Here is a 25,008-nt window from a genome sequence, read left to right on the forward strand (position 1 = left end):
GAGGGATTTGTCGAATTACGTCGGCTTCGTCCGTTCTAGTCACCGGGGAGTAACTGTGCAGTATGCGTGCTTGTCGAGCGGTCGTTTCTGTGTGCTTGGTTGTGGAATGAAGGCGAGTTGGAGTGACCGCAGGATACACTGAGCGTTGAAAGCCCTCGGCGCGCTCTCGGTCGCTGAGTCGGATATCCTCGTGGTCCGAGAGAGCGAAGCTCTCTCGTCATCACGAAAGACGGCGGAGCCGTCTTTCGAACGACTGCGCTCGGATAATGCCAACTCAGTCGACTACATGAACGCGAGCCCGCCTCGTCCTTTCAGTCCGCCAGGACAGCAACTGCACAGCACTGCGCCTCACACCTCCCCAGCCGACTGTGGTGCTCGCTTCGTTGTGCTCTCTGCTCACGGCGCCTTCGGCGCCGTTCGCATGGTCAGAGGGACCTTCGATCCCTCGCTACTCGCCCCTCGCACGGCTACTGTCGCGAGATAAAACTCGCGACAGCGGGAGCTACCGCAATCGGTCAGTCTGTAGGCTGTACTGAGCATCCGGCGCCGAAGGCGCCGGTTCACCGGAATCGAGCGAAGCGAGATTCCGGCCTTTTTCACCCATGTTTTTGGTCGGGGGGTCGCCGTAGGCGACCCCCCGACGAAAAAGATGGTTTCTAGTAAAACCAGTCGTAGTCGTCGAAGTCGGGCTCGCGGCCCTCGTTGAAGGCGTCCCGGCCCTCCTTGGCTTCGTCGGTCATGTAGCCGAGACGGGTGGCCTCGCCGGCGAAGACCTGCTGGCCGACCATGCCGTCGTCGGCCATGTTGAACCCGTACTTGAGCATGCGGATGGCCATCGGGGATTTGCTGGTGATGCGGTCGGCCCAGTCGAGGGCGGTGTCTTCGAGGTCCTCGTGGGGGACGGCCTCGTTGACCATGCCCATGTCGGCGGCCTCGTCGGCGTCGTAAGTCTTGCCGAGGAAGAAGATCTCGCGGGCCTTCTTCTGGCCGACCTGGCGGGCGAGGTAGGCCGAGCCGAAGCCGGCGTCGAAGGAAGCGACGTCGGGGTCGGTCTGGAGGAACTTCGCGTGCTCGTCGCTGGCGAGGGTGAGATCGCAGACGACGTGCAGGGAGTGGCCGCCGCCGACCGCCCAGCCGGGGACGACGCAGACGACGGGCTTGGGGATGTGCCGGATGAGGCGCTGAACTTCGAGGATGTGGAGACGACCGGCCTCTGCGGCGTCCGTCCGGTCGGCGTCTTCGCCCCGGTACTCGTAGCCGTCGTCTCCGCGCACGGACTGGTCGCCGCCGGCGCAGAAGGCCCAGCCGCCGTCTTTCGACGAGGGGCCGTTGCCGGTCAGGAGCACGCAGCCGACGTCGGACTGGCGCTTTGCGTGGTCGAGCGCGGTGTAGAGCTCGTCGACGGTACCGGGGCGGAAGGCGTTCCGGACGTCGGGCCGGTCGAAGGCGATGCGGACGGCGTCGACGTCGGTCCCGCGGTGGTAGGTGATATCGCGGAAGTCGAACGCGTCGACCGGCTCCCACCGGTCGGGATCGAAGATCTCGGAAACCATGGCCGGTGCTCGGGTCGGACCGCGCAAAAAGATTCCTCAGTCGATCACCCGACGGAGGGGGTCGGGGACCCTCGGACGAGCAGCGACGTCACTCTGGCGAGCAGCGGCGTCACTCCGAGATCACGGCCGTCGCCTCTATCTCGACGCAGAAGTCCTCGTCCACGAGTCGACTCACCTCGACCATCGTAGAGGCGGGGCGAACGTCCGCGAACACCTCGCCGTGAGCCCGGCCGACTGCCTCGTAGTCGTCGATGTCGGTCACGTACATGCGCGTACGAACGACGGCAGAGATGGACGCTCCCGCGCCCTCCAGCGCTCCCTCGACGATTTCCAGCGCCGCGACGGTCTGTTCGTACGGACCGTCGCCGACGACCTCGCCCTCGCCGTCGACGGGCGTCGTCCCGGAGACGTGGACCTGCCCGTCGACGGCGACTGCGCGCGAGTACCCGACGTGTGACTCCCACTCCGTTCCGCTGGAGACGGTCTGGCGTGACATGTGAGTGAACTGACGCGGGGGGTACCTCGGTCTTCCGGTCCGAGAGGCGACGAACGAGCCGTCGGAAGTGCGTGACGGCGGCGGCTATCGCCTCCGATACTCGGCCGCAGGCGTTTTAGTATCGGCTTCCGAAGTCGGAGTAATTCACCAGCGTTCGCCATGACAGAGACGTTCTACGACCTCCTCGGCGTGGCCGACGACGCGACCACCGAGGAGATCGAGACGGCCTACCGCGAGGCCATCAAGCGGGTCCACCCGGACGTGAGTGACGACGTGGACGCGGGCGAGCGCACGAAGCGACTCAACAAGGCCAAACGAGTGCTCACCGACGAGGACGAGCGCGCCCGATACGACCGCCTGGGCCACGAGACCTACACGAGCGGCGGACCCAGCGGGGCGAGTGCGAACCCGCGAACGAGGGGCGGTTCGACGGGGACGGGCCGGAACTCGAGGACCAGTCGGGAATCGGACCCGGAAGATGAGCGGGGTTCGGGCGAGTCGGAGCCGGACGATCCGGGTTCGGCGGGCCGCTGGAGCGAGTCGACTGCGGGCGGGAGGAGGTGGCGCTCGGGGGAGACGGACCGCTCGTCGGAGGGGAGTACGTGGCGCGGATCGCAGCAGCGCGGTCGGCGGTCCGGCCGTCGGCGGGCGTCACACCGGAACGGGCGCCGGTCGGGAGACGGATCCAGTCACGGCCAGGGGAATCGGACCGGGGATACGGGAGCGGGACGGGCGACGAACGGTGGTGGGGGAGCGACCAGCGGAGCGGCTGACGCCAGTGGCGGACCGGCGCAGTCCGACCCAACCGCGGCGGGGGCCGGAACCGGCACAACTCGAACACCCGGCGACGGGACGACGCGGTCACGCGGCGACTCCACGGGGCCGACGTGGCAGTCCGGTGGCACCGTGAGCGGGAACGGCTCACCGTCGGCCCAGCGGCAGGCCGCGGCCGGATCGACCGACGGCCCGAACGTCGACTGGTCGTGGAACGCCTGGGAGTCGACCGGCGCGTGGGCCGTCCGCCAGGGGTCGGAAGGGCGGCGGCGGCTCAGTCCCAGCCGGCTGTTTCCGACCGACCAGTCGCTCGTCCTGCTCGGGTCGATTTTCTTCCTCTACCCCTTTTTCGTCGGGAGCACGCTCTACCCGCCGTTTCCGCTGGCCGCCCGGCTGGCAATCGCCGTTTGCACGCTTCTGACGTTCGCGTACCTCCTCTCGATCCCGGAGGCCGCGATCGCCATCTTCGGCCTCTGGAGCGTCCTCGTGCCGCTCGCGCTGCTCGCGTTCCCGGACGTGAGCCTGTTCTCCATCTTCGGCGTCGTCGGCCTCGTCACGACGTGGGTTCCGCTGGGTCTCTCGGTGTTGACGTACTCGCTGGTGCGACCGTGACGGACGGTGTGACGAGAAACTCGGTCAGCTATCCGGTGCGACGCGCTCGCATACCCGCTGGTGGAGCGTCTCCCGGAATCGGTGGCTGGCTTCGCCGTCGACGCGCACTTCGATGACCTGCGTGCCGTCGCGCGCGAGCGAGTCGCGATAGGCCTCCGCGAAGCCGTCCGCGTCCGCGACGCGCCGGAACTCCAGTCCGTAGAGGTCGCCCGTGGGCTCGAAGTCGAGTCCGTGAGGCGTCTTGAACTGGTCGGTGAACGGCGGGTCGAACGACTCGATGGGGAGGAGGTGGAAGATGCCGCCGCCGTCGTTGTTGATCAGGACGATCGTCGCGTCGACGCCGCAGCGCGCGACCGAGAGCAGGCCGTTCATGTCGTGGTAGTAGGCGAGGTCGCCGGTCACGAGCACCAGCGGGTCGTCCGTCGCACTGCCGGCGCCGAGCGCGGAACTGGTGATCCCGTCGATGCCGCTGGCGCCGCGGTTGCCCAGCACGGTCAGATCGGCCGGTCGCGGGCGTCCGAATCGATCGCAGTCACGGACCGGCATGCTGTTCGACACGTACACCGTCGCCGGGTCCGGCGCTCCGGCCACCGTTTCGGCGAGGATCGCCCCCTCGAAGAACCGCTCGTAGGGGCCCGCGTCGACGACCTCCCAGTGTGTCGCCTCCGCCCGCTCGAAGCGGTCGCGCCAGCCGGAGGCGACCGCTCCGGAGCCCGCTTCGGCGTCCAGTCGGTCGGCGAGCGCCGAGCCAACCGCCGAGGGGTCGGCCTCGACGTAGTCGGTGGCCGTGAACTCGGCCTCGGGCCAGTCTCCCGCGGGATCGACGACGACCTGCCGGGCGTCCGCGTCCGCCAGGTAGGTCCGCAGAACTTTGGACGTGGGCGAAGCCCCGACGCGGACGACGAGTTCTGGATCGGGCCAGCCCTCGGCGTCGAGATACGAGTCGTAGCCGCCGCAGACGGCGTGTTCCTCGACGAGCGATCCGTATCGGAGCCCCGACAGCGGGTCCGCGAGCAGCGGCCAGCCCGTCGCGTCGAGGAGCGCGTCGATAGCTACCGGGTCGCAGACGCCGGGATTCGACGGCCCGGCGACGACCAGTCCGCGTTCCGCCGATTCGGCGGCGGCCGCGAGGTCGTCGATGGTCCGGTCGTCCGGCGTGAGCGTCCCGCCCGCCGTCCTGACGAACGGACCGTCCCGACCATCGCTCCCGAGCGGTGCGGTTTCGGGGAGCGAGTCGGGGACGTCGTCCGGCCGCTCGACGGGTTCGAGCGGTTTGGCGACGGGGACGTTGAGGTGGACCGGCCCGGGGTCCGCGCCGGTCGTCTTCGCGACGGCGCGGTCGGCGGCGACCCTGAGCGAGCGGAGCCGGCGCGCTTCGGGGGCGGGTTCGGGGAGTTCGCGGTACCAGCGGACGGCGTCGCCGTAGAGTTTCGTCTGGTCGACGGTCTGGTTGGCGCCGCTGTCCGAGAGTTCGGCCGGCCGGTCGGCCGTCAGGACGAGCAGCGGAACCCTGGACTGGGACGCTTCGACGACCGCCGGATGATAGTTCGCGGCGGCGGTCCCCGACGTACAGACCAGGGCCGTCGCCTCGCCCGTGCGTCGGCCGCGGCCGAGCGCGAAGAACGCGGCCGAGCGCTCGTCGAGGACGGAGTACGTCTCCACGTCCGGGTGTTCCGCGAACGCGACCGTCAGCGGCGTCGAGCGGCTCCCCGGCGAGATGCAGGCGGCGGTGACGCCGCTCGCGGCGAGTTCGTCGACGAGCGTTCGGCCCCACAGCGTCGCGCGGTTCGGTGCGGTCACGCGGGCGTCACCCGGTTCGGAGCGGTCATAGCACAGTCACCCGCTGGCGGCGTCCGGTCATTCGAGCGCGTCGAGGACCGGACGGTACTTCAATTGTACCTCGTCCCACTCGCGGTCGGGGTCGCTGTCGCCGACGATGCCGTTGCCGGCGAACAGCGTGGCCTGTCGGCCGGTCGCGACCGCCGAGCGGATCGCGACCGCGAAGGTCCCGTCGCCCTCGGCGTCGAACCAGCCGACCGGCGAGGCGTACCAGCCCCGCTCGAACGCCTCGGTCTCCGTGATCGTCTCTAGAGCCTCGTCCGGCGGGAGGCCGCCGACCGCTGGCGTCGGGTGCAACGCCTCGACCAGCGAGAGGACGTGGTCGTCCTCCGCGAGTTCCGCGGTTACCGGGGTCTGGAGGTGCTGGACGGTCGCCAGTCGACGCACCGTGCGGTCGCCCGTCGAGATCGAGGTAGCGAACGGGTCGAGTTGCGACTTGATCGCTTCGACGACGAGTTCGTGTTCGTGGCTGTCCTTCGCGCTCTCCTGCAGTTCGCGCGCGAGCCACTCGTCCTCTTCCGGGGTGTCCCCCCGGCCGGTCGATCCGGCGAGCGCCTCGGTCGTGACCGTCCGTCCGTCCCGCGTGACCAGTCGCTCGGGCGTCGCGCCGAAGAACTGGCCGCCGCCCTCGGGCGCCACGAGAAAGCGGAAACAGTCGGGATACGTCTCGGAGAGGCGGGCGTACACCGCCGGGACCGACAGTTCGTCGCGCAGGTCGACCGTCAGCGCCTGGGCGAGGACGACCTTGCGGAGCGTTCCGCGCTCGATCCGTTCGACGGCGGCTTCGACCTGCCGTCGCCAACCGGCGTCGTCGGGCGTGTACGTCCGTCGCTCGATCCCGGGGCCGTCGGTCGGCAGTTCGTCGTCCAGCGAGGCGACGCGGTCTGTCCACTCGTCGAGTCGCGCGTCGGCGGTCGAGGCCGCGGACGGGCCGGTCGCGGTCGTCACGATCCAGGTCGACCCATCGGCGTCCGAGACGACCTGGACGGCGGGGAGGACGAACTGCGCGTCCGGGAAGCCCGACCACGGGGACTGACCGTTGTCCTTGTCGTCCTCGTGGAAGGCGAAGCCGCCGAACAGGCGTGGTCGCGCGACGCGCGGCAGGTCAGACGCGACGGTTCGGCCCGCGAACAGCGCCTCGCCCGCGCGCCGGACCGTCTCGAATCGGCCGGCGCCGTCGGCCGCGATGGTCGCCGCCGACCCTCCGGCGGCGACCTGCTGGCCGGCCTCCGACCAGGCGACCGTCGGCCGGGGGAGTTCACGCAGGACGGCCCCGACCGGCACGGGGCCCACCTCGCGGCCGCGCGTCGCGATGGTCGTCTCGCCGGGGTCGACCGACGACTCGTCACCACGCAGAGGTTCCATCTCCAGGCGCTTAGCACCGTATGCCTTTCAGCCTAACTACTTCGCCCGGGGACCGGTCGCCTCGCCGCCCCGCCGGCGCACCGGTGCGTAGTCCGGCCGCTCGACTCCGGCGGCGATCGACCGTCCGAGATAGGGGCCACTTAACGAACTGAAGACGCAAAAACCGCACGATGGGGGCCTGTCGGGCCGAGACTGAACCCCCGCCAGAGTTAAATACCCCCTCACCGAAGAATCGACCGATCCGATGCCCAAGGTTGATCTCACGATCCCCGAACACCTCGAAATGCGCATCACCCAGCTCGTCGAGCAGGGTGAGTTCCTCAACCGGGAGGAAGCCATCGAGGACCTGCTCTCGACGGGATTGAAGGCATACAAGACGAGCGGACCGATGGACGACGACGAGGACGCGGGGTACGAGGACGACGGGATGATGGGCCACGAAGACGAGTACGTCTTCTGAGCGCGCGCAACTCCTGTGTGACCCACTGACGGACAATTCTTAAACCGGCGGTTACCGTACTGGACCGCATGCACAAGGACGAACTGCTGGAGCTACACGCGCAGATGGTGATGATCAAGGACTACTTCGCCGACCTCGAAGACGTGGACTCGACGCTGTTCGACCCCTACGAGGAGCTCGACGTCACGCCCGACGACGTCCACAAGTCCAAAAGCGAGCACAAACACGCCGTCTTCGTCCTCGGCAACGCCCTCGCCACTGCCATGAGCGAAGACGAGTTCTCCGACGCCGGCCGCGTCGGCAAGCGCATGAAGGAGCTCGCCGAGGACGCCGAGAAGAAGCTCTAGAACACAGATACGTCGCAGACAGTTCGTCCCCTCTGGGCTGGGTACCGAGAACGGGGAGACGGGTACTGGAACAGTGCGAGCGGGTCTTCCGGAGACGGTCCCTGAAGCGCTGGTCACGGGTGGATCGCGGACCGGCGGTGGCTACTTGTCGCCACCGTGCGCAGTCGAGGCATGAGCGTCGCCGACATCGACGGCGAGTGCGAAGCGATCGCTTGCAGCATCGACGACCGCGGTCGACTCGCGATCACGATCGACCGCCCGGAGAGCCTCAACGCCATCGACGACGCGGTCCGCGAGGAGATCACCTCCCTCCTGGACCGCGTCGACGACGACGTCGTCAGCTGCGTGACCGTCACGGGCGCCGGCGAGACGGCCTTCAGCGCCGGCGCCGACGTCGATAGTATCTCCGATCGGACGCCCGCCGAAGCCATCGACGTGACGCCGCTGTACGACGTCGTCGCCGAGTACCCACGCCCGACGCTGGCCGCGATCCGGGGGTACTGCCTCGGCGGCGGGCACGAACTCGCGCTGGCCTGTGACATGCGCGTCGCGTCGACCGACGCCGAGTTCGGCTTCCCCGAGATCAATCTCGGTCTGCTCCCGGGCGGCGGCGGGACGCAGCGGCTCGTCCGCCTCGTCGGCGAGGCGCGCGCGAAGGAACTCGTCTTCCGCGGTCACCGCATCGACGCCGAGCGCGCCGCCGACTGGGGACTGATCAACCGCGCCGTCCCGCCGGAAGCGTTCGAGGAGACTGTCGAGTCCTACGTCGACGACCTCGCCGACGGGCCGCCAGTGGCGCTGAAGGTCGCGAAGTCGGTCCTCAACAACGCCGAGGATACCAGTCTCGCGGCCGGGATGGCGATGGAGAGTCAGGGCTTCGGCTTCCTCACCACGACCGGGGACTTCGAGGAAGGCCGCCGCGCGTTTCGGGAGGACCGCGACCCGGAGTTCCAGGGCGAGTGATCGGTCGGCAGGGACGCTGATCGTCGGTCGGCACGGACACCGATCGTCGGTCGGCACGGACGCCGATCGTCGGTCGTGACGCGACCCGAGCGCCCGAGCGGTTATTCCTGTCGCGTCCGTATCACGACCATGGAGAACGCATCCGCGACGGAGTCGGTCGTCCGTCCGCCGGGGCCGAGCGGTCGCCCGGTGGTCGGCAGCCTCTTCGAGTTCGTGCGTGACGAGTACGCCTTCAGAGAGCGCTGTGCCCGCGAGTACGGCGACCTCGCGTACTACGAGGTGCTCGGAACCCCCTTCTACCAGGTGAACAGTCCCGAGGGCATCGAACACGTCCTCGTCCACAACAACGGGAACTACGTCAAGGGCGAACTGTTCCAGGAGTCGCTCGGCCCCGTCCTCGGTAACGGACTGCTCAACAGCGAAGGGGAGTTCTGGCGGCGCCAGCGCCACCTCATCGGTCCCGCGTTCGAGCCCGACCGCATCGCCGAGTACGCCGAGACGATGGTCGAACGCAGCGAGCAGACGGCCGCGCAGTGGCGCGACGGCGCCGTCCGCGACGTGAACGAGGACATGATGGAGCTCACCCTCGAAATCGTCGCGGACGCGCTGTTCGGCGTCGACGTGGGCCGCGACGTGGAGACCGTCGCTTCCTCCCTGCAGGTCGTGATGGACTACCAGGAGGGGTTCAGCGCCGACATGCTCCCCGTGGACGTCCCGACGCCGGGCAAGATCCGCCTCCAGCGCGCCATCGACGACCTCGAAGCGGTCGTCTACCGGATCGTCGACGAGCGCGCCCGCAACCCCGGCGACGACGTCGTCTCTCGGATGCTCGCCGTCGAAGACGAGTCGGGCGAGGGGATGTCCCGCGAGCAGATCCGCGACGAGGTGATGACGCTCCTGCTCGCCGGCCACGAGACCACCGCGCTGGCGCTCACGTTCACCACCTTCCTGCTCGCGCAGCACCCGACCGTCGAGGACCGACTCCTCGCGGAACTCGACGAGCATCTGGGAGGCGAACCCCCGACCGTCGAGGACGTTCGCGACCTCCCCTACCTGGAGAAGGTGGTGAAGGAATCGATGCGGCTCTACCCGCCGGTGCCGGCCATCGTCCGCGAGGCTGCCGGTCGCGACGAGATAGCGGGCTACACGATCCCCGAGGGCTCGACGCTCTCGATCAACCAGTGGACAGTCCACCGCGATCCCGACCTCTACGACGATCCGATGGCGTTCCGGCCCGACCGCTGGACCGACGAGATGGAGCAGTCGTTGCCGCGGCTGGCCTACTTCCCGTTCTCCGCCGGGCCGCGCCGCTGCGTCGGCGACCGCTTCGCGATGCTGGAGGCGAAGGTCGTCCTCGCCACGCTGCTCCAGCGGTACCACCTCGAACTGGTGTCGGATCCGTCGCTCGACCTCGTGGCGACGATCACCGCACGACCGCGGGATCCCGTGTTGATGCGGATCCACGAGCGGACGTAATTTGAGTGTCAGACGCGCGCCCTTCGTTGCGTGCGTCTCCCCTGACTCGAATCCCTACGTCGATGGGACTGACCGCCATCCGTCGCCGCTCGGTGCTTGTTCGACACACCAGAATGGGATCTGCTGCCGAGTGTGTCTGCCAATGTACCGGTGGGGATGCTGTCGGGTATCATTCCAGTCCTCGAACGGCGCTAGATACAGGTCGGACCACCCGCACGGGAACGGTACCGGTCGACATCTGGCATCTGGGCCCGTTGACTCGCAGCGGTAGTCTCAATGACGTAGGCGTGTAATATCTTGGCATGGCGTCCTCCGACCTGACACACGAGGTCTGGAGCATCGACGACGGGAGTTTTCCAGCCGACGCGTCACTCCCGGAGCGTGCGCGGTTCCTCCTCCGGTACGCGATTCTCGCCCCATCGAGCCACAATTCCCAGCCCTGGGAGTTCGTCGTCGACGGCGGACAGATCGAAGTCCACGCGGTCGAAGACCGCTGGCTGGACGTGGCTGACCACGACAGGCGAGAGTTGTACGTCAGTCTCGGGTGTGCCGTCGAGAATCTCTGTATCGCCGCCGAACGGTTCGACCTCGATTTCGATGTCGCGTATCACCAAGATACCGCGCCAGTCGTCGTCACCCTTCAGCCCGACAGTGAGCCGTCGTCAGATCGTCCCCCAGCGTTGTTCGACGCGATCACCGAGCGAGTCACGAACCATCACCTCTTCCGGGACGCGCCACTCGGTGACCCCGTCCGGGACGAACTACGAAACTGCGTGCTGGAGGACGACGTGACACTCGTGATGGTCGACGAGCCAGAGCCGAAGTCCTCGGTCGCAGAGTTACAGGCCGAGGCCGACCGCCTCCAGATGGATAACTCGCAGTATCGCAAAGAGTTAGGGTACTGGATCGGGATCGGTGCGCTCGGTGATTCGTGGCTCAAGGCACGGATCGGGCAGGCGGTCGTCAGCCACCTGGATATCGGGGACAGCGAAGCCAAAAAGAACTCAAAGTTGATCCAGAGCGCGCCGGCCGTCGGTCTGCTCGTGACTGACTCGGACGACCCGTCGGCACGCATCAGGGCCGGGCAGGTCTTCGAGCGCGTGGCCTTGGCTGCGGCCAGCAACGGCGTCGCGGTCCACCCGATGAGCCAGATCCTGGAACGCCCCGAGATGCGCGCGGAACTGACGTCGCTGCTCAACCGGCACGACGCGTCGCCACAACACCTCTTTCGTCTCGGGTATCCCCAATCGGAACAGGATCACACGCCTCGCTGGCCGCTGGAGACCTTCCTCGCCGAACGACCGTGAGTCCGCACCTCCCCTTGCGCCGCCACACTATCGGCGCGTGTTCCCGGTGCCGCAGTCGAGGTTAAATTCGGGGCACGAGTGCCCCTCCGGTCCCAACGTGGCCCGGATATGTGAGCCGGGGTGCCGGCTCGCTCTGCTGTGTTCGAAGGTCGATTTCGAGAGCTTCAGCACGGCGCTACGTACGGCCACTGTTGTCGAGAGGACTTCAGGTGACCCGTCGGGTGTGAACTGCGTCGTTGTCTCTGGTTGGATTAGTGTGGTGGGAAGTCGACTGAACGCGACCGGCGCTGACAGCGAGCGTCGAAACCCCGCTGTGCACTCGCTCACGGGTCGCTGAGCTCACCGGAAGACTCACTCCGTTACGGCCTCGCGTGGCGGTCGGAGTGACTCGAAAGCAGGTAGTCCTCTCGCAGGTACCAGACGTAGGCCACGAGGAACATGAGTCGCTGGAAGACACCGGCGAACTGGGGCAGTAGTGTCATCGCTGCCGGTAACGCGACTGTCGCGCTCAGGGCGAACAGGTCGAACCATCGAACGGCAAACTGTTCCTTCCGTCGTCGTAGTAGGAGGGCCAACACTCCGAATGCGAAACAGAATCCCACGAGTGTAGCGGTCGCCGAGTGAATGGCGTCCTCGACTGGATTGTACGGCATCGCCGCATCCCACGACCGCGTCGAGAACACCGCCGTTGCGACCATGAAGGCGCCGAACCCGGCGTGGAAGACACTCGCCCAGCGCCGCCAGGCAACCCGTCGCTCTGCCGTTACCCAGATGACGCCGAGGCCGAACGAGAGAAACCCGAGTCGGGCGATCCACGCTGCTTCAACACCTTGGGCAGCCGACTGACTGGTCGTGTGGGTGACCCAGGAGTATCCCTCGGGCATGAATGCTGGCGCGACTGCGAGCGCGAGCGCAGAAGCCGAGAGACAGACCGCTATCCCGATACCCGAGTGTATCCGGTCACCCCACATAGACGGCCCCACACCGACCAGCTACTAAGAACTGCCTCCGTATCTACCCCATCAACCTGGCATCATCTCTCCTCCCGGTGGGACGCCCGCTCAGACGTGATCGGCCAGACCTGACGCCACCGCCAGTACGTGAACTCCTCGAATTCGAACAACAAATCAGGGGGGATCGATACCGTCGAGAACCCGGTTACAGACCTCGGATGGCGTTCCTCGAACGAAGTGGCGATACAGGGCGCGAATACGTCCTCGTTGAGATTTCCGTTTCCACGGACGCGGCGGGATTTGGTTCAGCTACCGAACGGATCTTCTTTTCGGACGCGAGGAAATCGAATTCAGGGGTGTGAATTGGGTTCTGTCTTCGCTCAGCACTCATCGCTCTGCGGCGTTTTTATCGGCCTCGACCGGGATGCGAGCATCCGAAGTTATGCTCCCAAAGCTCGGTTTCAGCACTCGCCATGCGACACCTGGACGAAGGAGCGCAGATGGATGGGTTTCCATCATAATCACCCGGTAGAGAGCATCTCGTAGCTCCCCGTCGGTGTGGGCTTTGCGGGTGAGACGGGACAGGTACCGGGCGAAGAGTTCTGAACCGCGAGGCCTGCGACCCGTGGTCGCCGAGAACTGGAGATCAGCGCCGACCGCCATCGTCCACGCGATGTCGACCACTTCCGAAGCCCGGTCGAAGAATCGAAACGCGAGGTCCTCGCTGCCAGTTGAGGCAAGTGTGTGATGAAGTACGAGTGATTCGAGCGCCGCGACGGACATCCCTTGTCCGTAGATCGGATTAAAACTCGCAATAGCATCACCGAGAACCAGCAGGCCATCGGGGAACCTATCCAAGTCCTCGTAGTAGCAACGGCGATTCGATGGGAACGGATAGCGCTCGATTTCCTCTGAAACCCATCGATGTCGTTCGAGGATCCGTTCTATGTGTGGGATCGGAAGGTTCGACGCGAACTCTCTGAACTCTGTTGCGTCCGCCGGGGGATGGTCGCCGTGCATACCGTGGACGTTCACGAGCCAGCGGTCGCCCTCGACAGGAAGGGCCACGCCTCCGCGGGTCCGCGGGTGCGAGGCCGGAGCGAAGATGGTGCGCCGATCCTCTGGCGGACGCTGAACAGCGAGACTGCTGTAGACAACGTCGATCTCTACCTCGTCGACGGGCGGGGGTGTGTAACCGTTATCCGCTAACCAGGATGGGGTTCGACTCGCCCGTCCACTGGCGTCGACTACCAGTTCGGCGGGTAGCTCCTCTCGCGCCGAATTCCGATCCAGTACTGCTACCCCGTCTACAGCCGTAGCGGTATCGTCTACGAGGTAGTCCAGACACCGGCAGCCAGCCCGTACGTGAACACCATCGAGATCGGTGAGCTGTCGTCGAGCGACGTATTCGAACAGTGGTCGGGTAGCGATGTACTGCGGGATCCGTTTCGGACCGTCAGCGAGGAAGCCCCCCTCGTCGTAGAACGCTACATCGGTCGCCGCATCGGTCAGCAAGCCACCGGCCGAGAGAAGATCCTCTCCGTAACCCGGGAACAGGTCCTCCATCGTTGCACGACCGGCTTCTAGCAGCGCATGGGGATGATGGGCCTGCGGGACTCCATCACGCGGTACCGGCTCGTCGGGCAGCGGATCGCGTTCGACGACAGTGACCTCCTCGAACCTGTCCGCGAGTACACGGGCGGCGAAGAGACCGGCCATGCTTCCCCCAACGACGACTGCGTGGTCGTCGACGACGGACAGCCGGTCCGGTTCGTATCGCGGAACGGTCGCGAGCGTCATCGGGACTGCCTCCTCTGACTTGCTGGCAGTCTCTGTGTCGCTCTCGGCTGTGACCGGACTCCTCCCATGTGGTCGTTCCGTGGTGCAAGGACGTCGTTTGCCGAAAGCACCGAGTGCCTCTCTGTATTCGGTCGCGAAGGTCCCCCACCTGGGACGTTCCGAAGTCGCAATCGTTCAGGGATCATGGATACCCAGCGGACACTGGGACGGCGGCCACTATCCCATTACGCGATAGGCAAATACACACGGCGTGAAACGGGAGTATAGGGATCCACAGTTCGAAGTTGAAACGATATCACTTGGTGTTGGAGCTCGTTTCCGACAGCGTTGACCCCTCGGTGAAAGCCTCTGCATCGACGGGGATAGCCGCCTCCCGGCACTGATCCATCAGGTCGTGGGCCCAGGACAGGACTGTCTCGTTCTCGCTCTGGATGGGGACGCCGTAGCCCTCCTCGATCGGTTCGGCACCACCCTTCTTGATCAGCACGGTGTCGTCGAAAATATACATGTTACACGGTACGACCCCCTCGTACCGGAACAAGCTGGCTCCGCCCTCGATCATCTCCCGCCACCGCGTCTGCCGGTCCGGCCGCGCCCGCATGTACTCGACGATCTCGGCAGAGACGACGCACTCTACCGTCAATCGCTCGGCGACGACACGGTCCCGCATCGCCGTGGCGAGCGGTGCTGGAGCGGCCAAGTTCGTCAACACCCGGAACTCGGTCGTGTTTTGCATCAGATCGATGAAATAGTCGATTGTCTCCATCGGGTCGTCCTGTGCCGGCCATCGGACGGACGCGTCTCTGAAATGATGCAGACCGATTGGCCAGTCGTCAGTCGGTATCCACGCGACCGCTTCGTCGAGCCGTCGGATAGCGACAATTGAATCGACGAACGGCATGAACTGGTCCACGAGATGGTCCCCGATCGGCGTCGCTACGTAGTCACCGTCTATCGTCCGCTCGGCCCACCCGCGCTCTTCCAGTTCGTTCACGATGCGGTCCAGCGTCGTCCGCGAGGCCTCGGTGAACGCTTCCAGTTCCCGCCGTGTATACGGCCCGTCCGTGAGCGCATCGAGTATTCTGACCCGATTCGGCGACCGCGAGAGGTACGCGATATCTTCCAGTGCGTCGGGGGGAACCGCCCCACTCTCGGTGGTCATACGTAGCAATACGTGGTGTGTGGTAACAAATTACGGGGTAGTGGATTACAGTCGATGTCGCATGCGTTCCGATGCGTTGATCCGACCCGAGTATTGGGGTGAATGGCGCTATTTTGGTACGTGAGAGACGACAACGATCTAACCAATTGCCGATTGAATACAGACATGGCGGCGGCTCTCTACACACGCGAATCCGAAGGACGGTCTGGATCGCATACAGCGACCGAACGAAATCCAGAAGGTCTTACTGGGGCCAGACCGCTATGTAGACCCTGTCACCCGGCGGATTTCCGGTTCCACGGGCGTGGCGGGCGTTCGCTCAGCGACTGAACGGACCGCCCTTTCGGGCAATAGACGGTCGAATTCAGACGTGTGAATTCGGTCATCTATCGCGGCAGGGCTTTCTTCCGACGTAGCAGCATTGAATCTTCTACTTACTATATGGTGAGGGCCCGAGACGATTTAATTGACAACCTTGTGTGTTCATCGGTAACTGGCAACAATACATTTTGCTCAATTGGTTGTCCCCTACGTGAGGACATTCCAATGGCTGACCCAACCACGGAAAACGAACGCATCGCCAGACGCGTCCCCGAGAGCATCGTAACAGAAGATAATCTCGATCTCGTCGAGGAAGTGTTCACCGAGGATGCGGTCGAACATGCCCCGTTCGGCCAAGAGGCCCGTGGTACCGAGGAGATCAGAGAGTCGCTCAGACGATGGTTGGAGGCGTTCCCAGATTTCAGTGCGACCGTCGAGGATGCCGTCACCGAAGGTGATACGGTCGCCATGCGGGTGACGTTGCGGGGAACCCACGAAGGGGATTTCATGGGCATGGAACCGACGAACGAGTCCTTCGAAATCCAGAATATGGTCTTCACACGGATCGAGGGCGGAAAAGTCGCCGAGCGTTGGTTACATCCCGATACGCTCGGTATGCTCCATCAACTCGGCATTCTCTCTCCCCCCGGGGGGATCTCCGCTCAGACGTGATCGGTCAGATCTGACGCCACCACCAGTACGTGAACTCCTCTATTTCGATCGACAAATCAGGAGGGGTCGACACCGGCGAGAACCCGGTTACGGATCGCGGATGACGTTCCTCGAACGAAGTGCCGATACAGGCGGCGAATACGTGCTAATAGAGATTGTCGAATCCCAGCACGCACAGGGCCCACCGCTACACATCCACCCGAAACAGTCGGAGACCTTCGAGATCGATGACGGGAGGCGTAACCTGGAAGTCGACAGCGAGGAATGGATCTTCGAAGAAGGCGAATTGGCGACAGTTCCACCCGGACGACCCCACCGGTACTGGAACGGGAGCGACGAACAAGTCCGGGCGACGATAGAGCTCCGCCCAGCAGGCAACTTCGAGATGGTCCTTGAGACGACGGCCGGACTCGCGGCAGTAGGGAAGGTCAACGCTGCCGGCGTCCCGAACCTGCTCCAGACGGCCGTCATTCTACAGCAATACTGGGATGTCTTTCGGTTGGTCGGCCCGCCGCAATGGAGACAGAAGCCGTTGTTCGCAGTCCTCGCGCCGGTGGGACGGATGCTCGGCTATAGGCCCTACTATCGCGACGCCGCGTTGACTGGCAGCGAACCGGAGATAAACGAGTAACCGACCGGCGATTTCGACTCCTGCCCGAACCGTTCCGAACTGGAATGTGCTGCCGAGAACTGGGAGACCACGAGGGCCGAGTGGGCAACGCCCTGTCCTGAGTGGTGCCACAGTCTCGTTTGCAGGCCCTCGGTAATGAACTCCGGTACTCGTTTCGATGCCCTGATCGCGAGAATGAATGTGTCTGACTAACCGAGCTCTATTTCTGAAAGCGCACGCTCTTGTACTTTGGATTACGCGCAGAATCTGCGTCCATGACATATCCAAGGGCACCGAGCACTCTCAACGGCTCAACTGAGCCATGCAGTGTATTCCGTGGCAGCCTAGTTATAATACGGTACTGAGCGAACCTCCAGTATTATGCCCGTTGTCCAGTGTAATGGGGCAGACCTCTACTACGAGGACCGCGGGGAAGGACACCCAATCGTCTTCCTCCATGGGGCCTGGGCCGGGCTCAGATATTTCGGCCCACAGCTCGCAGACCTGTCCGACACATATCGAACAATAGCAGTGGATTTCCGTGGCCATGGCCGGTCGGAAAAAACCGAGGCGGGCCACACGCTCCCGCAGTATGCTCGTGATGTCCGTACCTTTCTGGAACGGCGGGAACTCGATGACGTTGTCCTCGTCGGGTGGTCGATGGGTGCCCTCGTGTCGTGGGAATACGTCGAGCAGTTCGAGACAGACGGGATCAGGGCGCTCGTGGACGTCGATATGGAGGCGGCGCCGTTTCGATGGGACGACAGCGACCATGGGACCTACGACCCGGAGCGACTCCGTGAGATCCATGTCGGCATCCAAACGGACCATCTGGAGTTCATCGAGAGCGCTATCGATCAGCTCCTGAAAGAGCCACCGTCGGCGTCACTCAGACGTACGATATTTGACGAGGAATCGAAATGCCCTCCGGCTATCAAAAGCGCGATCATCCTAGATGCGACCATGCGGGATTACCGGGATGTTCTCCCCGATGTTGATGTCCCGATGCTAGTGTGTGCCGGTGCCGACGAGAAATGGCGGAGCGTTCCGGCAGTCAGAGACGTTGCGGAGAGCGTCCCAGAAGCGTCGTTCGAACTGTTTGAGGAGAGCGGACACTGTCTCACCCTCGAAGAACCCGACCGGTTCAATCAGGTAGTGGGCGACTTCGTCGATTCATTCAGTTGAATTCGTGCCATGTAGTGGTCATCCGTTACCTAACAGAACAGCAGTAGGTCGAGTTGGAACCGCCATGATCCACGGCGCATCTCGAACCAATAACGGAAGTGAGGTGACCACTGAGTGTGGGTTCACAAGGGCTCGTCGAGCGACTGAGACGCGGTTTAATCTTTCCTCGAAGCCAAACGATGACGACAGCCCAGCCCGATTGTTCGCGGTGCGGTGTCTGAGCACGAGTGTGCCTATAGGAGTTCAGCTGGTCCCCTCGACATGCGGTGGATCAATGACCGATTGATTACGGCCACAGCGTTCGGCTCTCGAAGCGCGCGAATCCGAAGAACCGCTAGACGGTGTTCGCCGACTGAACGAAATCAAGACGACCATCTTGGGGCCAAATCACGACCCAGACCCTTGTCACCCGCCGGAATTCTGTTTCCACGGGCGTGGCGGTAGTGAGCGAAACCCCCGGTTTCGCGAGGGTCGGAAGACGCCCCGGGGCGTCTTCCGGGATTCGAACCCGGTGCGAGACTCGCTACGCTCGTCTCGCGTGATTCGAATCCCGTGCCCGTTCGCTCGGCGCGTCCACTCCTCGCAGAACGGGCGTGGCGGGAGTGAGCAAACGCGAAGCGTTTGCGAACTACGCCACGCACGCGAGCGTGTTCCGAACGGACGTGAGGAACTGCGAAGCGGGCGTGGCGGGATTCGAACCGCGGTCAGACATGCTCGCTTCGCTGCGCGTGTCTTCCCTGATTAGAATCCCGCACGCATCGCTATCGGTCTCGCTGTCGCTCGACACGATAGCGGGCGTGGCGGGATTCGAACCCGCGATCGAGGGGTTAGGAACCCCTCGCCCTGTCCCCTAGGCCACACGCCCTACCGGAGGCACCGAACGCGGGGAGAAAAACCCTTGCTGTTGCTCGGCGGCTGATGAAAAGAGGGGGAAGAGAGCGGACCGTTATTCGCTGGACGCTGCCGATTCGGTGGAAGACGTCGTCGACTCCGCGTCGGCCTCGCGCTCGGCCTCGGTCTTGAGGATCTCGCCGTCCTCGTCGACGATGTTGCCCTCGTCGTCGATGGTCGCGCCCTCTTTCATCTCTTCGAGCTCCTGTTCGACCTGCTCGCGACCCTTCTGGAACTCGCCCATGGCCTGACCGGTGGACCGCGCGAGCTTCGGGATCTTGTTCGCGCCGAACAGCAACACGGCGATGAGCAGGATGACGATCAGCTCCGTCCCGCCCGGCATACCCCCGACCGGGAACAGGGGGATGAGTGCTTCTTGCAACATCTCTACCCGACGGTTACTCGGTCCCGATTATAACCTTTTTGCTGTCTATCATGGGGTAGAACCGCTCTCATCAATCTTTCGCCCGTCCCGGATCCGGACGGGTCGTCCGGTGACGCAAGGCCCTTTCCGGGAGGGTCCGAGCCCCCTGTATGGTCACTGTCGGAGACACCGCGCCGGATTTCACAGCACCGCTGGCTAACGGGGCCGTGGCCGAGTTCGCCCTCTCGGAGCGACTGGACGAAGCGCCGCTCGTCCTCGCCTTCTTCCCGGGCGCGTTCACGAGCGTCTGCACGCACGAGATGGAGACCTTCGAGGACCGCCTCGACGAATTCGCCGACGCCGGTGCGACGATCTACGGGGTCAGCATCGACACGCCGTTCGCCCTCAACGCCTTCCGGGAGGACACCGGCCTGACGTACGGGCTGATTAGCGATACGAACCGGCGGATCGTCGACACCTACGGCCTGAGCATGGACTTCGCGTCGATGGGTGTCGACGACGTGGCGAAACGGGCCGTGCTCGTGATCGACGGCGACAGGCAGGTCCAGTACGCCTGGGTCTCGGACGACCCCGGTATCGAACCGGACTACGACGAGGTGTACGAGGCGGTCGAAGCGCTCTCGTGACCGGAGGGAACGAGGGCGTCGTCGCGCGCTGCAATCCGGTGGGCGCGGGGTTTTTGCGTCAGCGGGCGGACTGTACTGCCATGAGTGACCAGTCGTACGACCCGGACGCCGAGCACGAGTTCCCCGACGAGCGCCTCAACGAGGTGCTCGCGTTTCTCGACGACGACGAGGAGGTCCAGACGTATCTCGACGCGCAGAACGTCAACCCGGTGGCGCGCATGCGGTACAACGACCACGGGGCGAAACACGTCAGCATCGTCCGCGACCGCGCGCTGACACTGTACGAACTCCTCCACGCCGGCGAGGTCGAGTTCAACGGCGCGTCCGACCAGGGACTCGAACCCGCCGACGAACCCGTGATCGTCGGGCTCGCGGCGACGCTGCACGACATCGGCCACGTCGTCCATCGGGACGAACACCCCTACTACTCCATCCCGCTGGCGGCCGACCTGCTCGACCGCATCCTCCCGGAGTTCTACGGCACCGCCGACGCCGTCCGGGTGAAGGGGGAAGTCCTGCACGCGATCCTCTGTCACCACACGCCGGAGACGCCGCTGACCACGGAGGCTGGCATCGTCAGGCTGGCCGACGGGCTCGACATGGAGCACGGCCGGTCGCGATACCCCTACGAGCGGGGCGGTCGCGGGATCAACACGGTGTCGAGCCAGGCCATCGAGTCGGTGACGCTCGCGGCGGGCGACGACGCGGCGGTGCTCGTCGAAATCGAGATGCACAACGCCGCGGGCGTCTACCAGGTCGACGAGCTACTCAAGGCCAAGCTCAACGGGTCGGGGCTCGAAGAGCACGTCCGCATCGTCGCGGTCAACTCGACCGACGGCGGCGACAACATCGTCGAGCGGATCGAACTGTAGGACGGTTCGGGGCCCTGCCGGACGACCGACCGGCGGGCCGTTCGGCGGGACGACGGACAGCCGGAAGCTTGACGACCGACAGTCGGAAGCTGGACGGCCGACAGCCGGAAGGGACCGCCGCGGACGAAACGCCTTATTCTCTGTAGTCGAAGGCCGATCCAGTGAGCAGTGACTCCGGCGGATCGCTGCGATTGCTCCGGGACGCGGAGTTTCTGGCCCTCGCGGGCACCGCGTTCGCGCGCTCGCAGGCCTACTCGACGATCGCGATCGCGCTGGCCCTGTACGCGGACATCTTCGCGACTTCCGGGACCGTGGAAGGGCTGTTCGGGACGGCGTTCGCGCTCGTCCAGTTGATCATCGTGCTGCCGCTGGGGCGGGCGATCGACACGGGGAACGCGAAGCGGTACCTGCTCGTCGGCCTCGTCCTGAACGTGGGCGTCTTCGTCGGGTTCGCGATGGTCGAGACGGTGAACCACGTCGTCCTGATGCGCGTGCTCCAGGGGTTCAGCGCGAGCCTGCTGTGGATCACCGGGTCGACCGTGGTCGGGGAGATCAGTCCGGACGACGAGCGCGGCCAGTGGCTCGGAACGTACAACCAGGTCGGCGCGTTCTCCAGTCTCGCGGGCGACCTGGTCGGCGGAATCTTGCTCGCGACGAGCGGATTCACGCTCACGTACAGCGTCCTCAGCGGCGTGACGCTACTGGCCGCGGTCGGCGTCTACGTCTTCCTGCGAGACGACCCCGGCGGGCAGTCGGACCCCGAGGAGGCGACCGGCGTGGAGACGCTCCGGATGCTGCTGGGGCGCTCGGCGATCCGCGCGCTCGTCGTGTTCCGCTTCGGACTGAGCTTCGGGAAGATGGCCGTGATCCTGTTTCTCCCCATCTACGCGCGGACCCGGTTCGGGATGAATCCGGTCCTCGTCGGCGGTATCCTCGCGGGCGGGAAACTCACGAAGTCGCTGACCCAGGGGATGGTCGGGTCGTACACCGACAGCCTCGGCCACAAGCACCTGTTCGTGTTCGTCGGCGCGGTGCTGTACGCGGTCGGGGCGGCCGTCATCCCCTTCGCGGAGTACGCCGTCGGCTGGTTCGCGCCGATGACCGTCGCGGTCGGGGGACTCTCGACGACGCTTCCGCCCGCCTTCTTCCCGCTGTTCGGCGCCTTCGCCATCTGCGGGATCGCCGACAGCCTCCGACTGCCCGCGAGCATGGCGCTGTTCGTCGAAGAGGGCGAGCACTTCGACGCCGTCGCGGGGAGCCTCTCGCTGCGCTCCATCGCGTGGAAGGTCGGTCAGGTCGCGGGCCCCGTCTCTGTCGGCGCACTCTGGGACGCTACTTCGGTGTTCGCGGCCTTCTTCACGGCCAGCGCGTTCATCGCGGTCGCCGCGGTGGCGTTTCTCGGTCTCTACCACGTCGAGCCGGCGCCCGAACACGTCCCGGCGGCCGGCGACTGACGCGGAAACCCGCGCTCGGATCCACCGAAATGACCTGACGGGAAACCGGTAGTACCATGCGATTGGTACACGTTGGCACAATGATTTTTACCGTCCCGCCCCAAGTGGGCGTATGAGCCAGTCCCCCCTCGACGGGTCCGACAGGGAGGGTCGGAGCGTCGCGGACGCCGACCGGGGAACGGCGTCCCCTTCGTTGTTGGGTCGGGTGGTGAATCGTCTCCGGTCGTTCGGACGGTCAATTAGCGCCCGGCTTCCCTCCGTGACCGATCGGGCAGACGACTACGACGGGATCGAACCCACGGAGCGTTCGAACTTCCCGGTGCGGACAGACCGGTCGCGGTCGGTCCAGTGCGTCGGACTGACCGAAGAAGTACTCGAGGGGGACGGCCGTGCAGTGACCGACGACCTCGTCCGAGCCCGGACCGACGACGCCGACCGCGACGGGCCCACCGACGACCGGCCGGAACTCGTCGTCCAGTGGAGCGACGACGAACTGACCCTGAGCGCGCCCGACGAACCCGGTGCCCACATCACGTCTACTCACTGGGAAGACATCGAGCGCTGAGCGGGCGCACACGCCGACGCAGACGCTTCTTCGCGTTTTCGCATCGCCGAGCGCTCCGACCTGCAGTCGCTCGCGGACGGAGCGAGAGAAGCCAAATCGGCCTCACTGCGCGACGATACCACCGAACGGGCCGGCCGGCGCTCCGACGGGTCCACGTTCGGGACCGGTTACTTCGACTGTCCGACCCGGAGCACCTGGACGAGCGAGTAGACGGGGACGCCCTCGATGTCTTCGACGCCGCGCTTGTCCGTGAGGACGGCACACGCGACGGGCTCGCCGCCCTGTTCGCGGATCGCCTCGACCGTCTCGGTCATGGTCGTGCCGCTGGTGATGGTGTCGTCGACCACGTAGCACTCGCGGTCGCGGATCTGGGAGAAGTTCCGCGAGAACGACCCGGCGAGGTCCTCGGTCTCGCCGTCGTCCCACTGGTGCTTGCTCGGCGCGTACGTCCCCAGGTCGGTGTCCAGTTCCCGAGCGACCGTCGTCGCGATGGGGGCGCCGGCCTTCTCGATCCCGATGGTCAGGTCGACCTCGTCGCCCTGCTTGGAGAGCAGGTCGGCGACGGCGCGTCCGACGTAGGTGAGTCGGGCGCTGTCCCGACCGATGGCGCTCCAGTCGACGTGGATGTCGTGCGGGCTGTGGGACTTCTGGCTGGTCGTCGTGGTCGTCGCGCCGCTGCGGGAGACGAGCCAGGAAGCGGTCTCTTTCGAGACGTTCAGCTCGTCGGCGATCTCCCCTTTCGAGAGGCCCCGCTCGGCCAGTTCGGCCGCGCTGTCGATGAGATCGTCGATGTTCTTCATGCGTCTTACGTGTGCTTTCGCACGCGGGGGTGTTACCCGTTGTGGGTTCTCGCCGCGACGTGACACACCCGCAGCGGTACCCATAAATTCCGCGGTACGGCTCCGCGATCACACGTTCGGTTCGTGCTGTAGCAGGGCGAGCGTCGGGGATCGGCCGATCCCAACCTACACAACGGTCCCCCACACTATCCTCCAGCAATGGAACGATACGACCAGCTCTACCGCCTCTACGACGAGTTCGATACCGACACGCTGCGGGCCCATCAGGCGTTCGTCGACCTCTTCCCGCCGCTGGACTCGCGAGTCGCGCTCACCTACTGGGAAGACGCCAGCGACGAACTCGCGGCCCTCAGTGGGGAGATCCGCGACGCGTTCCCGGGCACGGGCGAGACGTACGCGGCCGTCGCCGCTCACGCGACGCGCGACCAGGCCTTCACCGGCCTCGACCTGGCGACCAAGTACGGCCGGCCGGTGAACGCCCTCGTCCTCGACGTCGACGAGACGCTCCGGTCGGCGGGGACGACGGACAACGAGATCCCCCGCGAGACGCTGCACCTCCTGACCGAGTTCCACGAGGCCGGCGTGCCGATCGTCGTCTGCACGGGCCAGACCCTGGAGAACGTCAAGGGCTTTCTCAGCCAGGGGCTGGGCAACGCCGTCGTCAACTCCGGCGAGGTGAGCGTCGTCTACGAGAGCGGGACCGGCGTGTTCACGCCCGGCCACGGGCCCGAGACGAAGCGACTGCTCTACGAGGACCTCGACGAGGAAGTCCGGTCGGTGTTCGAGCGACTCCGCCAGCGCGTCCTCACGGACGCGCCCGAGGCCGTCGCCCGGGGCTGTCACCTCCAGGGCAACGAGTTCAACGTCACGCTGAAGCCGAACTTCGAGACCGGGAGCGCGGACGCGGGCGAAGTGGTCGACGAGGCGCTGGTCTACCTGCTCGACCTGCTCGGCGTCGCCGTCGCGGACTACCTCGACGGCGTGAACGGCGCCGAATCCACCGCGGACGACCGCGAGAGCGACGACGGTGGTATCGTCGGCGCTGGGGCGGGCGAGTGGACCCGCGCCTTCTACGCGGCGCGCGACCCCGAGATCCGGGCGGTGCTCGACGAGCGGGGCGAGGCGCCCGACGACGTCGCGGTGCCCGACGCGGTGTCGTCGTTCCTCGACCGCGTCGACGTGGCGTACTACGAGGCCGACGCGGCGGAGGTGGTCAGCCGCGAACTCAACAAACCGGTCGGGGTCGACGCGGCCTTCGAGGTACTGGGGATCGACGACCCCTTCGCGCTGGTGCTGGGCGACAGCAAGAGCGACCTTCGGGTGATGGAGTGGATCGACGAGGAGGGCGCGGGCATCGCCGCCGCGCCGGAGCACGCGTCGTCGGTGGTCCTCGACCACGTCCGGTCGACGGACGGCCTCGTCTTCCCGGCGGGCGACGCCGGCGACGTCCTCCGGACCGTCTACGCGCTGAACAGACTCGTCACCGTGGAGTGACCGCCGGGCCACCTCGCCGCCCGGGA

The 25,008-nt window shown here is 65.5% G+C and carries 23 protein-coding genes and 1 tRNA gene; 14 read left to right on the top strand and 10 right to left on the bottom strand.

Annotated features, from left to right (window positions below):
- Positions 1-656: 656 nt before the first annotated feature.
- Together ACMGFE_RS07905 and ACMGFE_RS07910 are read right to left on the bottom strand one after the other, a co-directional pair.
- The gene (locus tag ACMGFE_RS07905; protein ID WP_436924558.1) at positions 657-1,553 is read right to left on the bottom strand and encodes a 1,4-dihydroxy-2-naphthoyl-CoA synthase; all 897 of its coding nucleotides are present in this window, start codon (positions 1,551-1,553) and stop codon (positions 657-659) included.
- 109 nt (positions 1,554-1,662) lie between these two features.
- Positions 1,663-2,049, bottom strand: coding sequence for a RidA family protein (locus tag ACMGFE_RS07910; RefSeq protein WP_436924559.1), 387 nt, complete (start codon positions 2,047-2,049; stop codon positions 1,663-1,665).
- A gap of 159 nt (positions 2,050-2,208) precedes the next feature.
- Here ACMGFE_RS07910 and ACMGFE_RS07915 point away from each other — a divergent pair, with 159 nt between their 5' ends.
- The gene (locus tag ACMGFE_RS07915) at positions 2,209-3,435 is read left to right on the top strand and encodes a J domain-containing protein (protein WP_436924561.1); all 1,227 of its coding nucleotides are present in this window, start codon (positions 2,209-2,211) and stop codon (positions 3,433-3,435) included.
- Positions 3,436-3,459: 24 nt separating this feature from the next.
- Here ACMGFE_RS07915 and menD read toward each other — a convergent pair whose 3' ends face one another.
- Complete coding sequence (menD, locus tag ACMGFE_RS07920) at positions 3,460-5,235, bottom strand: 2-succinyl-5-enolpyruvyl-6-hydroxy-3-cyclohexene-1-carboxylic-acid synthase (RefSeq protein WP_436924562.1); 1,776 nt, start codon at positions 5,233-5,235, stop codon at positions 3,460-3,462.
- A gap of 57 nt (positions 5,236-5,292) precedes the next feature.
- The gene (locus ACMGFE_RS07925) at positions 5,293-6,639 is read right to left on the bottom strand and encodes an isochorismate synthase (protein ID WP_436924564.1); all 1,347 of its coding nucleotides are present in this window, start codon (positions 6,637-6,639) and stop codon (positions 5,293-5,295) included.
- 244 nt (positions 6,640-6,883) lie between these two features.
- Here ACMGFE_RS07925 and ACMGFE_RS07930 point away from each other — a divergent pair, with 244 nt between their 5' ends.
- From ACMGFE_RS07930 to ACMGFE_RS07950, 5 genes are all read left to right on the top strand, one after another.
- Positions 6,884-7,099, top strand: coding sequence for a ribbon-helix-helix domain-containing protein (locus ACMGFE_RS07930; RefSeq protein WP_274323873.1), 216 nt, complete (start codon positions 6,884-6,886; stop codon positions 7,097-7,099).
- A gap of 68 nt (positions 7,100-7,167) precedes the next feature.
- Complete coding sequence (locus ACMGFE_RS07935; RefSeq protein ID WP_415381792.1) at positions 7,168-7,446, top strand: UPF0058 family protein; 279 nt, start codon at positions 7,168-7,170, stop codon at positions 7,444-7,446.
- 171 nt (positions 7,447-7,617) lie between these two features.
- Positions 7,618-8,409: an enoyl-CoA hydratase/isomerase family protein gene (locus tag ACMGFE_RS07940; RefSeq protein WP_436924565.1), complete on the top strand. Its 792-nt coding sequence runs from the start codon at positions 7,618-7,620 to the stop codon at positions 8,407-8,409.
- A 129-nt stretch (positions 8,410-8,538) separates the two neighbouring features.
- Positions 8,539-9,885: a cytochrome P450 gene (locus ACMGFE_RS07945; protein WP_436924566.1), complete on the top strand. Its 1,347-nt coding sequence runs from the start codon at positions 8,539-8,541 to the stop codon at positions 9,883-9,885.
- A gap of 302 nt (positions 9,886-10,187) precedes the next feature.
- Positions 10,188-11,192 (top strand): Acg family FMN-binding oxidoreductase, encoded by a 1,005-nt coding sequence (locus tag ACMGFE_RS07950; protein WP_436924567.1) that lies wholly within the window; start codon positions 10,188-10,190, stop codon positions 11,190-11,192.
- Positions 11,193-11,551: 359 nt separating this feature from the next.
- Here the strand turns inward: ACMGFE_RS07950 and ACMGFE_RS07955 are convergent, their stop codons facing one another.
- The 3 genes from ACMGFE_RS07955 to ACMGFE_RS07965 form a co-directional block, all read right to left on the bottom strand.
- A complete protein-coding gene (locus ACMGFE_RS07955) occupies positions 11,552-12,163 on the bottom strand; it encodes a DUF998 domain-containing protein (RefSeq protein WP_436924568.1) in 612 nt (203 codons plus the stop codon).
- A 369-nt stretch (positions 12,164-12,532) separates the two neighbouring features.
- Complete coding sequence (locus tag ACMGFE_RS07960) at positions 12,533-13,945, bottom strand: FAD-dependent oxidoreductase (RefSeq protein ID WP_436924569.1); 1,413 nt, start codon at positions 13,943-13,945, stop codon at positions 12,533-12,535.
- Positions 13,946-14,240: 295 nt separating this feature from the next.
- Positions 14,241-15,107: a helix-turn-helix transcriptional regulator gene (locus ACMGFE_RS07965; protein WP_436924570.1), complete on the bottom strand. Its 867-nt coding sequence runs from the start codon at positions 15,105-15,107 to the stop codon at positions 14,241-14,243.
- Between the two features lie 546 nt (positions 15,108-15,653).
- Here ACMGFE_RS07965 and ACMGFE_RS07970 point away from each other — a divergent pair.
- From ACMGFE_RS07970 to ACMGFE_RS07980, 3 genes are all read left to right on the top strand, one after another.
- Positions 15,654-16,100 carry an ester cyclase gene (locus ACMGFE_RS07970; RefSeq protein WP_436924571.1) on the top strand — a complete coding sequence of 149 codons (447 nt, stop codon included), beginning with the start codon at positions 15,654-15,656 and terminating at the stop codon, positions 16,098-16,100.
- A gap of 100 nt (positions 16,101-16,200) precedes the next feature.
- Positions 16,201-16,731 carry a cupin domain-containing protein gene (locus ACMGFE_RS07975; protein ID WP_436924572.1) on the top strand — a complete coding sequence of 177 codons (531 nt, stop codon included), beginning with the start codon at positions 16,201-16,203 and terminating at the stop codon, positions 16,729-16,731.
- Positions 16,732-17,091: 360 nt separating this feature from the next.
- The gene (locus ACMGFE_RS07980; protein ID WP_436924573.1) at positions 17,092-17,895 is read left to right on the top strand and encodes an alpha/beta fold hydrolase; all 804 of its coding nucleotides are present in this window, start codon (positions 17,092-17,094) and stop codon (positions 17,893-17,895) included.
- Positions 17,896-18,687: 792 nt separating this feature from the next.
- Here the strand turns inward: ACMGFE_RS07980 and ACMGFE_RS07985 are convergent.
- Together ACMGFE_RS07985 and ACMGFE_RS07990 are read right to left on the bottom strand one after the other, a co-directional pair.
- Positions 18,688-18,760: transfer RNA gene (locus ACMGFE_RS07985), tRNA-Arg, on the bottom strand.
- Positions 18,761-18,841: 81 nt separating this feature from the next.
- Positions 18,842-19,171, bottom strand: a complete 330-nt coding sequence (locus tag ACMGFE_RS07990; RefSeq protein ID WP_436924574.1) for a Sec-independent protein translocase subunit TatA/TatB — start codon at positions 19,169-19,171, stop codon at positions 18,842-18,844.
- Positions 19,172-19,320: 149 nt separating this feature from the next.
- On the opposite strand from ACMGFE_RS07990, the gene ACMGFE_RS07995 reads away from it, so the two are divergent.
- From ACMGFE_RS07995 to ACMGFE_RS08010, 4 genes are all read left to right on the top strand, one after another.
- Positions 19,321-19,797, top strand: coding sequence for a redoxin domain-containing protein (locus ACMGFE_RS07995; protein WP_436924575.1), 477 nt, complete (start codon positions 19,321-19,323; stop codon positions 19,795-19,797).
- Positions 19,798-19,877: 80 nt separating this feature from the next.
- The gene (locus ACMGFE_RS08000; RefSeq protein ID WP_436924576.1) at positions 19,878-20,669 is read left to right on the top strand and encodes an HD domain-containing protein; all 792 of its coding nucleotides are present in this window, start codon (positions 19,878-19,880) and stop codon (positions 20,667-20,669) included.
- A gap of 161 nt (positions 20,670-20,830) precedes the next feature.
- Positions 20,831-22,123: an MFS transporter gene (locus tag ACMGFE_RS08005; protein ID WP_436924577.1), complete on the top strand. Its 1,293-nt coding sequence runs from the start codon at positions 20,831-20,833 to the stop codon at positions 22,121-22,123.
- 112 nt (positions 22,124-22,235) lie between these two features.
- Positions 22,236-22,688, top strand: a complete 453-nt coding sequence (locus tag ACMGFE_RS08010) for a hypothetical protein (RefSeq protein ID WP_436924578.1) — start codon at positions 22,236-22,238, stop codon at positions 22,686-22,688.
- 167 nt (positions 22,689-22,855) lie between these two features.
- On the opposite strand, the gene gfcR is transcribed toward ACMGFE_RS08010, so the two are convergent.
- Entirely contained in the window at positions 22,856-23,488 is a 633-nt protein-coding gene (gene gfcR / locus ACMGFE_RS08015; protein ID WP_436924580.1) for a transcriptional regulator GfcR, read from the bottom strand.
- 198 nt (positions 23,489-23,686) lie between these two features.
- On the opposite strand from gfcR, the gene ACMGFE_RS08020 reads away from it, so the two are divergent.
- The gene (locus ACMGFE_RS08020) at positions 23,687-24,982 is read left to right on the top strand and encodes an HAD family hydrolase (RefSeq protein ID WP_436924582.1); all 1,296 of its coding nucleotides are present in this window, start codon (positions 23,687-23,689) and stop codon (positions 24,980-24,982) included.
- The last annotated feature ends 26 nt before the right edge of the window (positions 24,983-25,008 follow it).

This window comes from Halosimplex amylolyticum, from assembly GCF_051414035.1.
In the GTDB taxonomy this organism is placed as follows: Archaea; Halobacteriota; Halobacteria; order Halobacteriales; family Haloarculaceae; genus Halosimplex; species Halosimplex amylolyticum.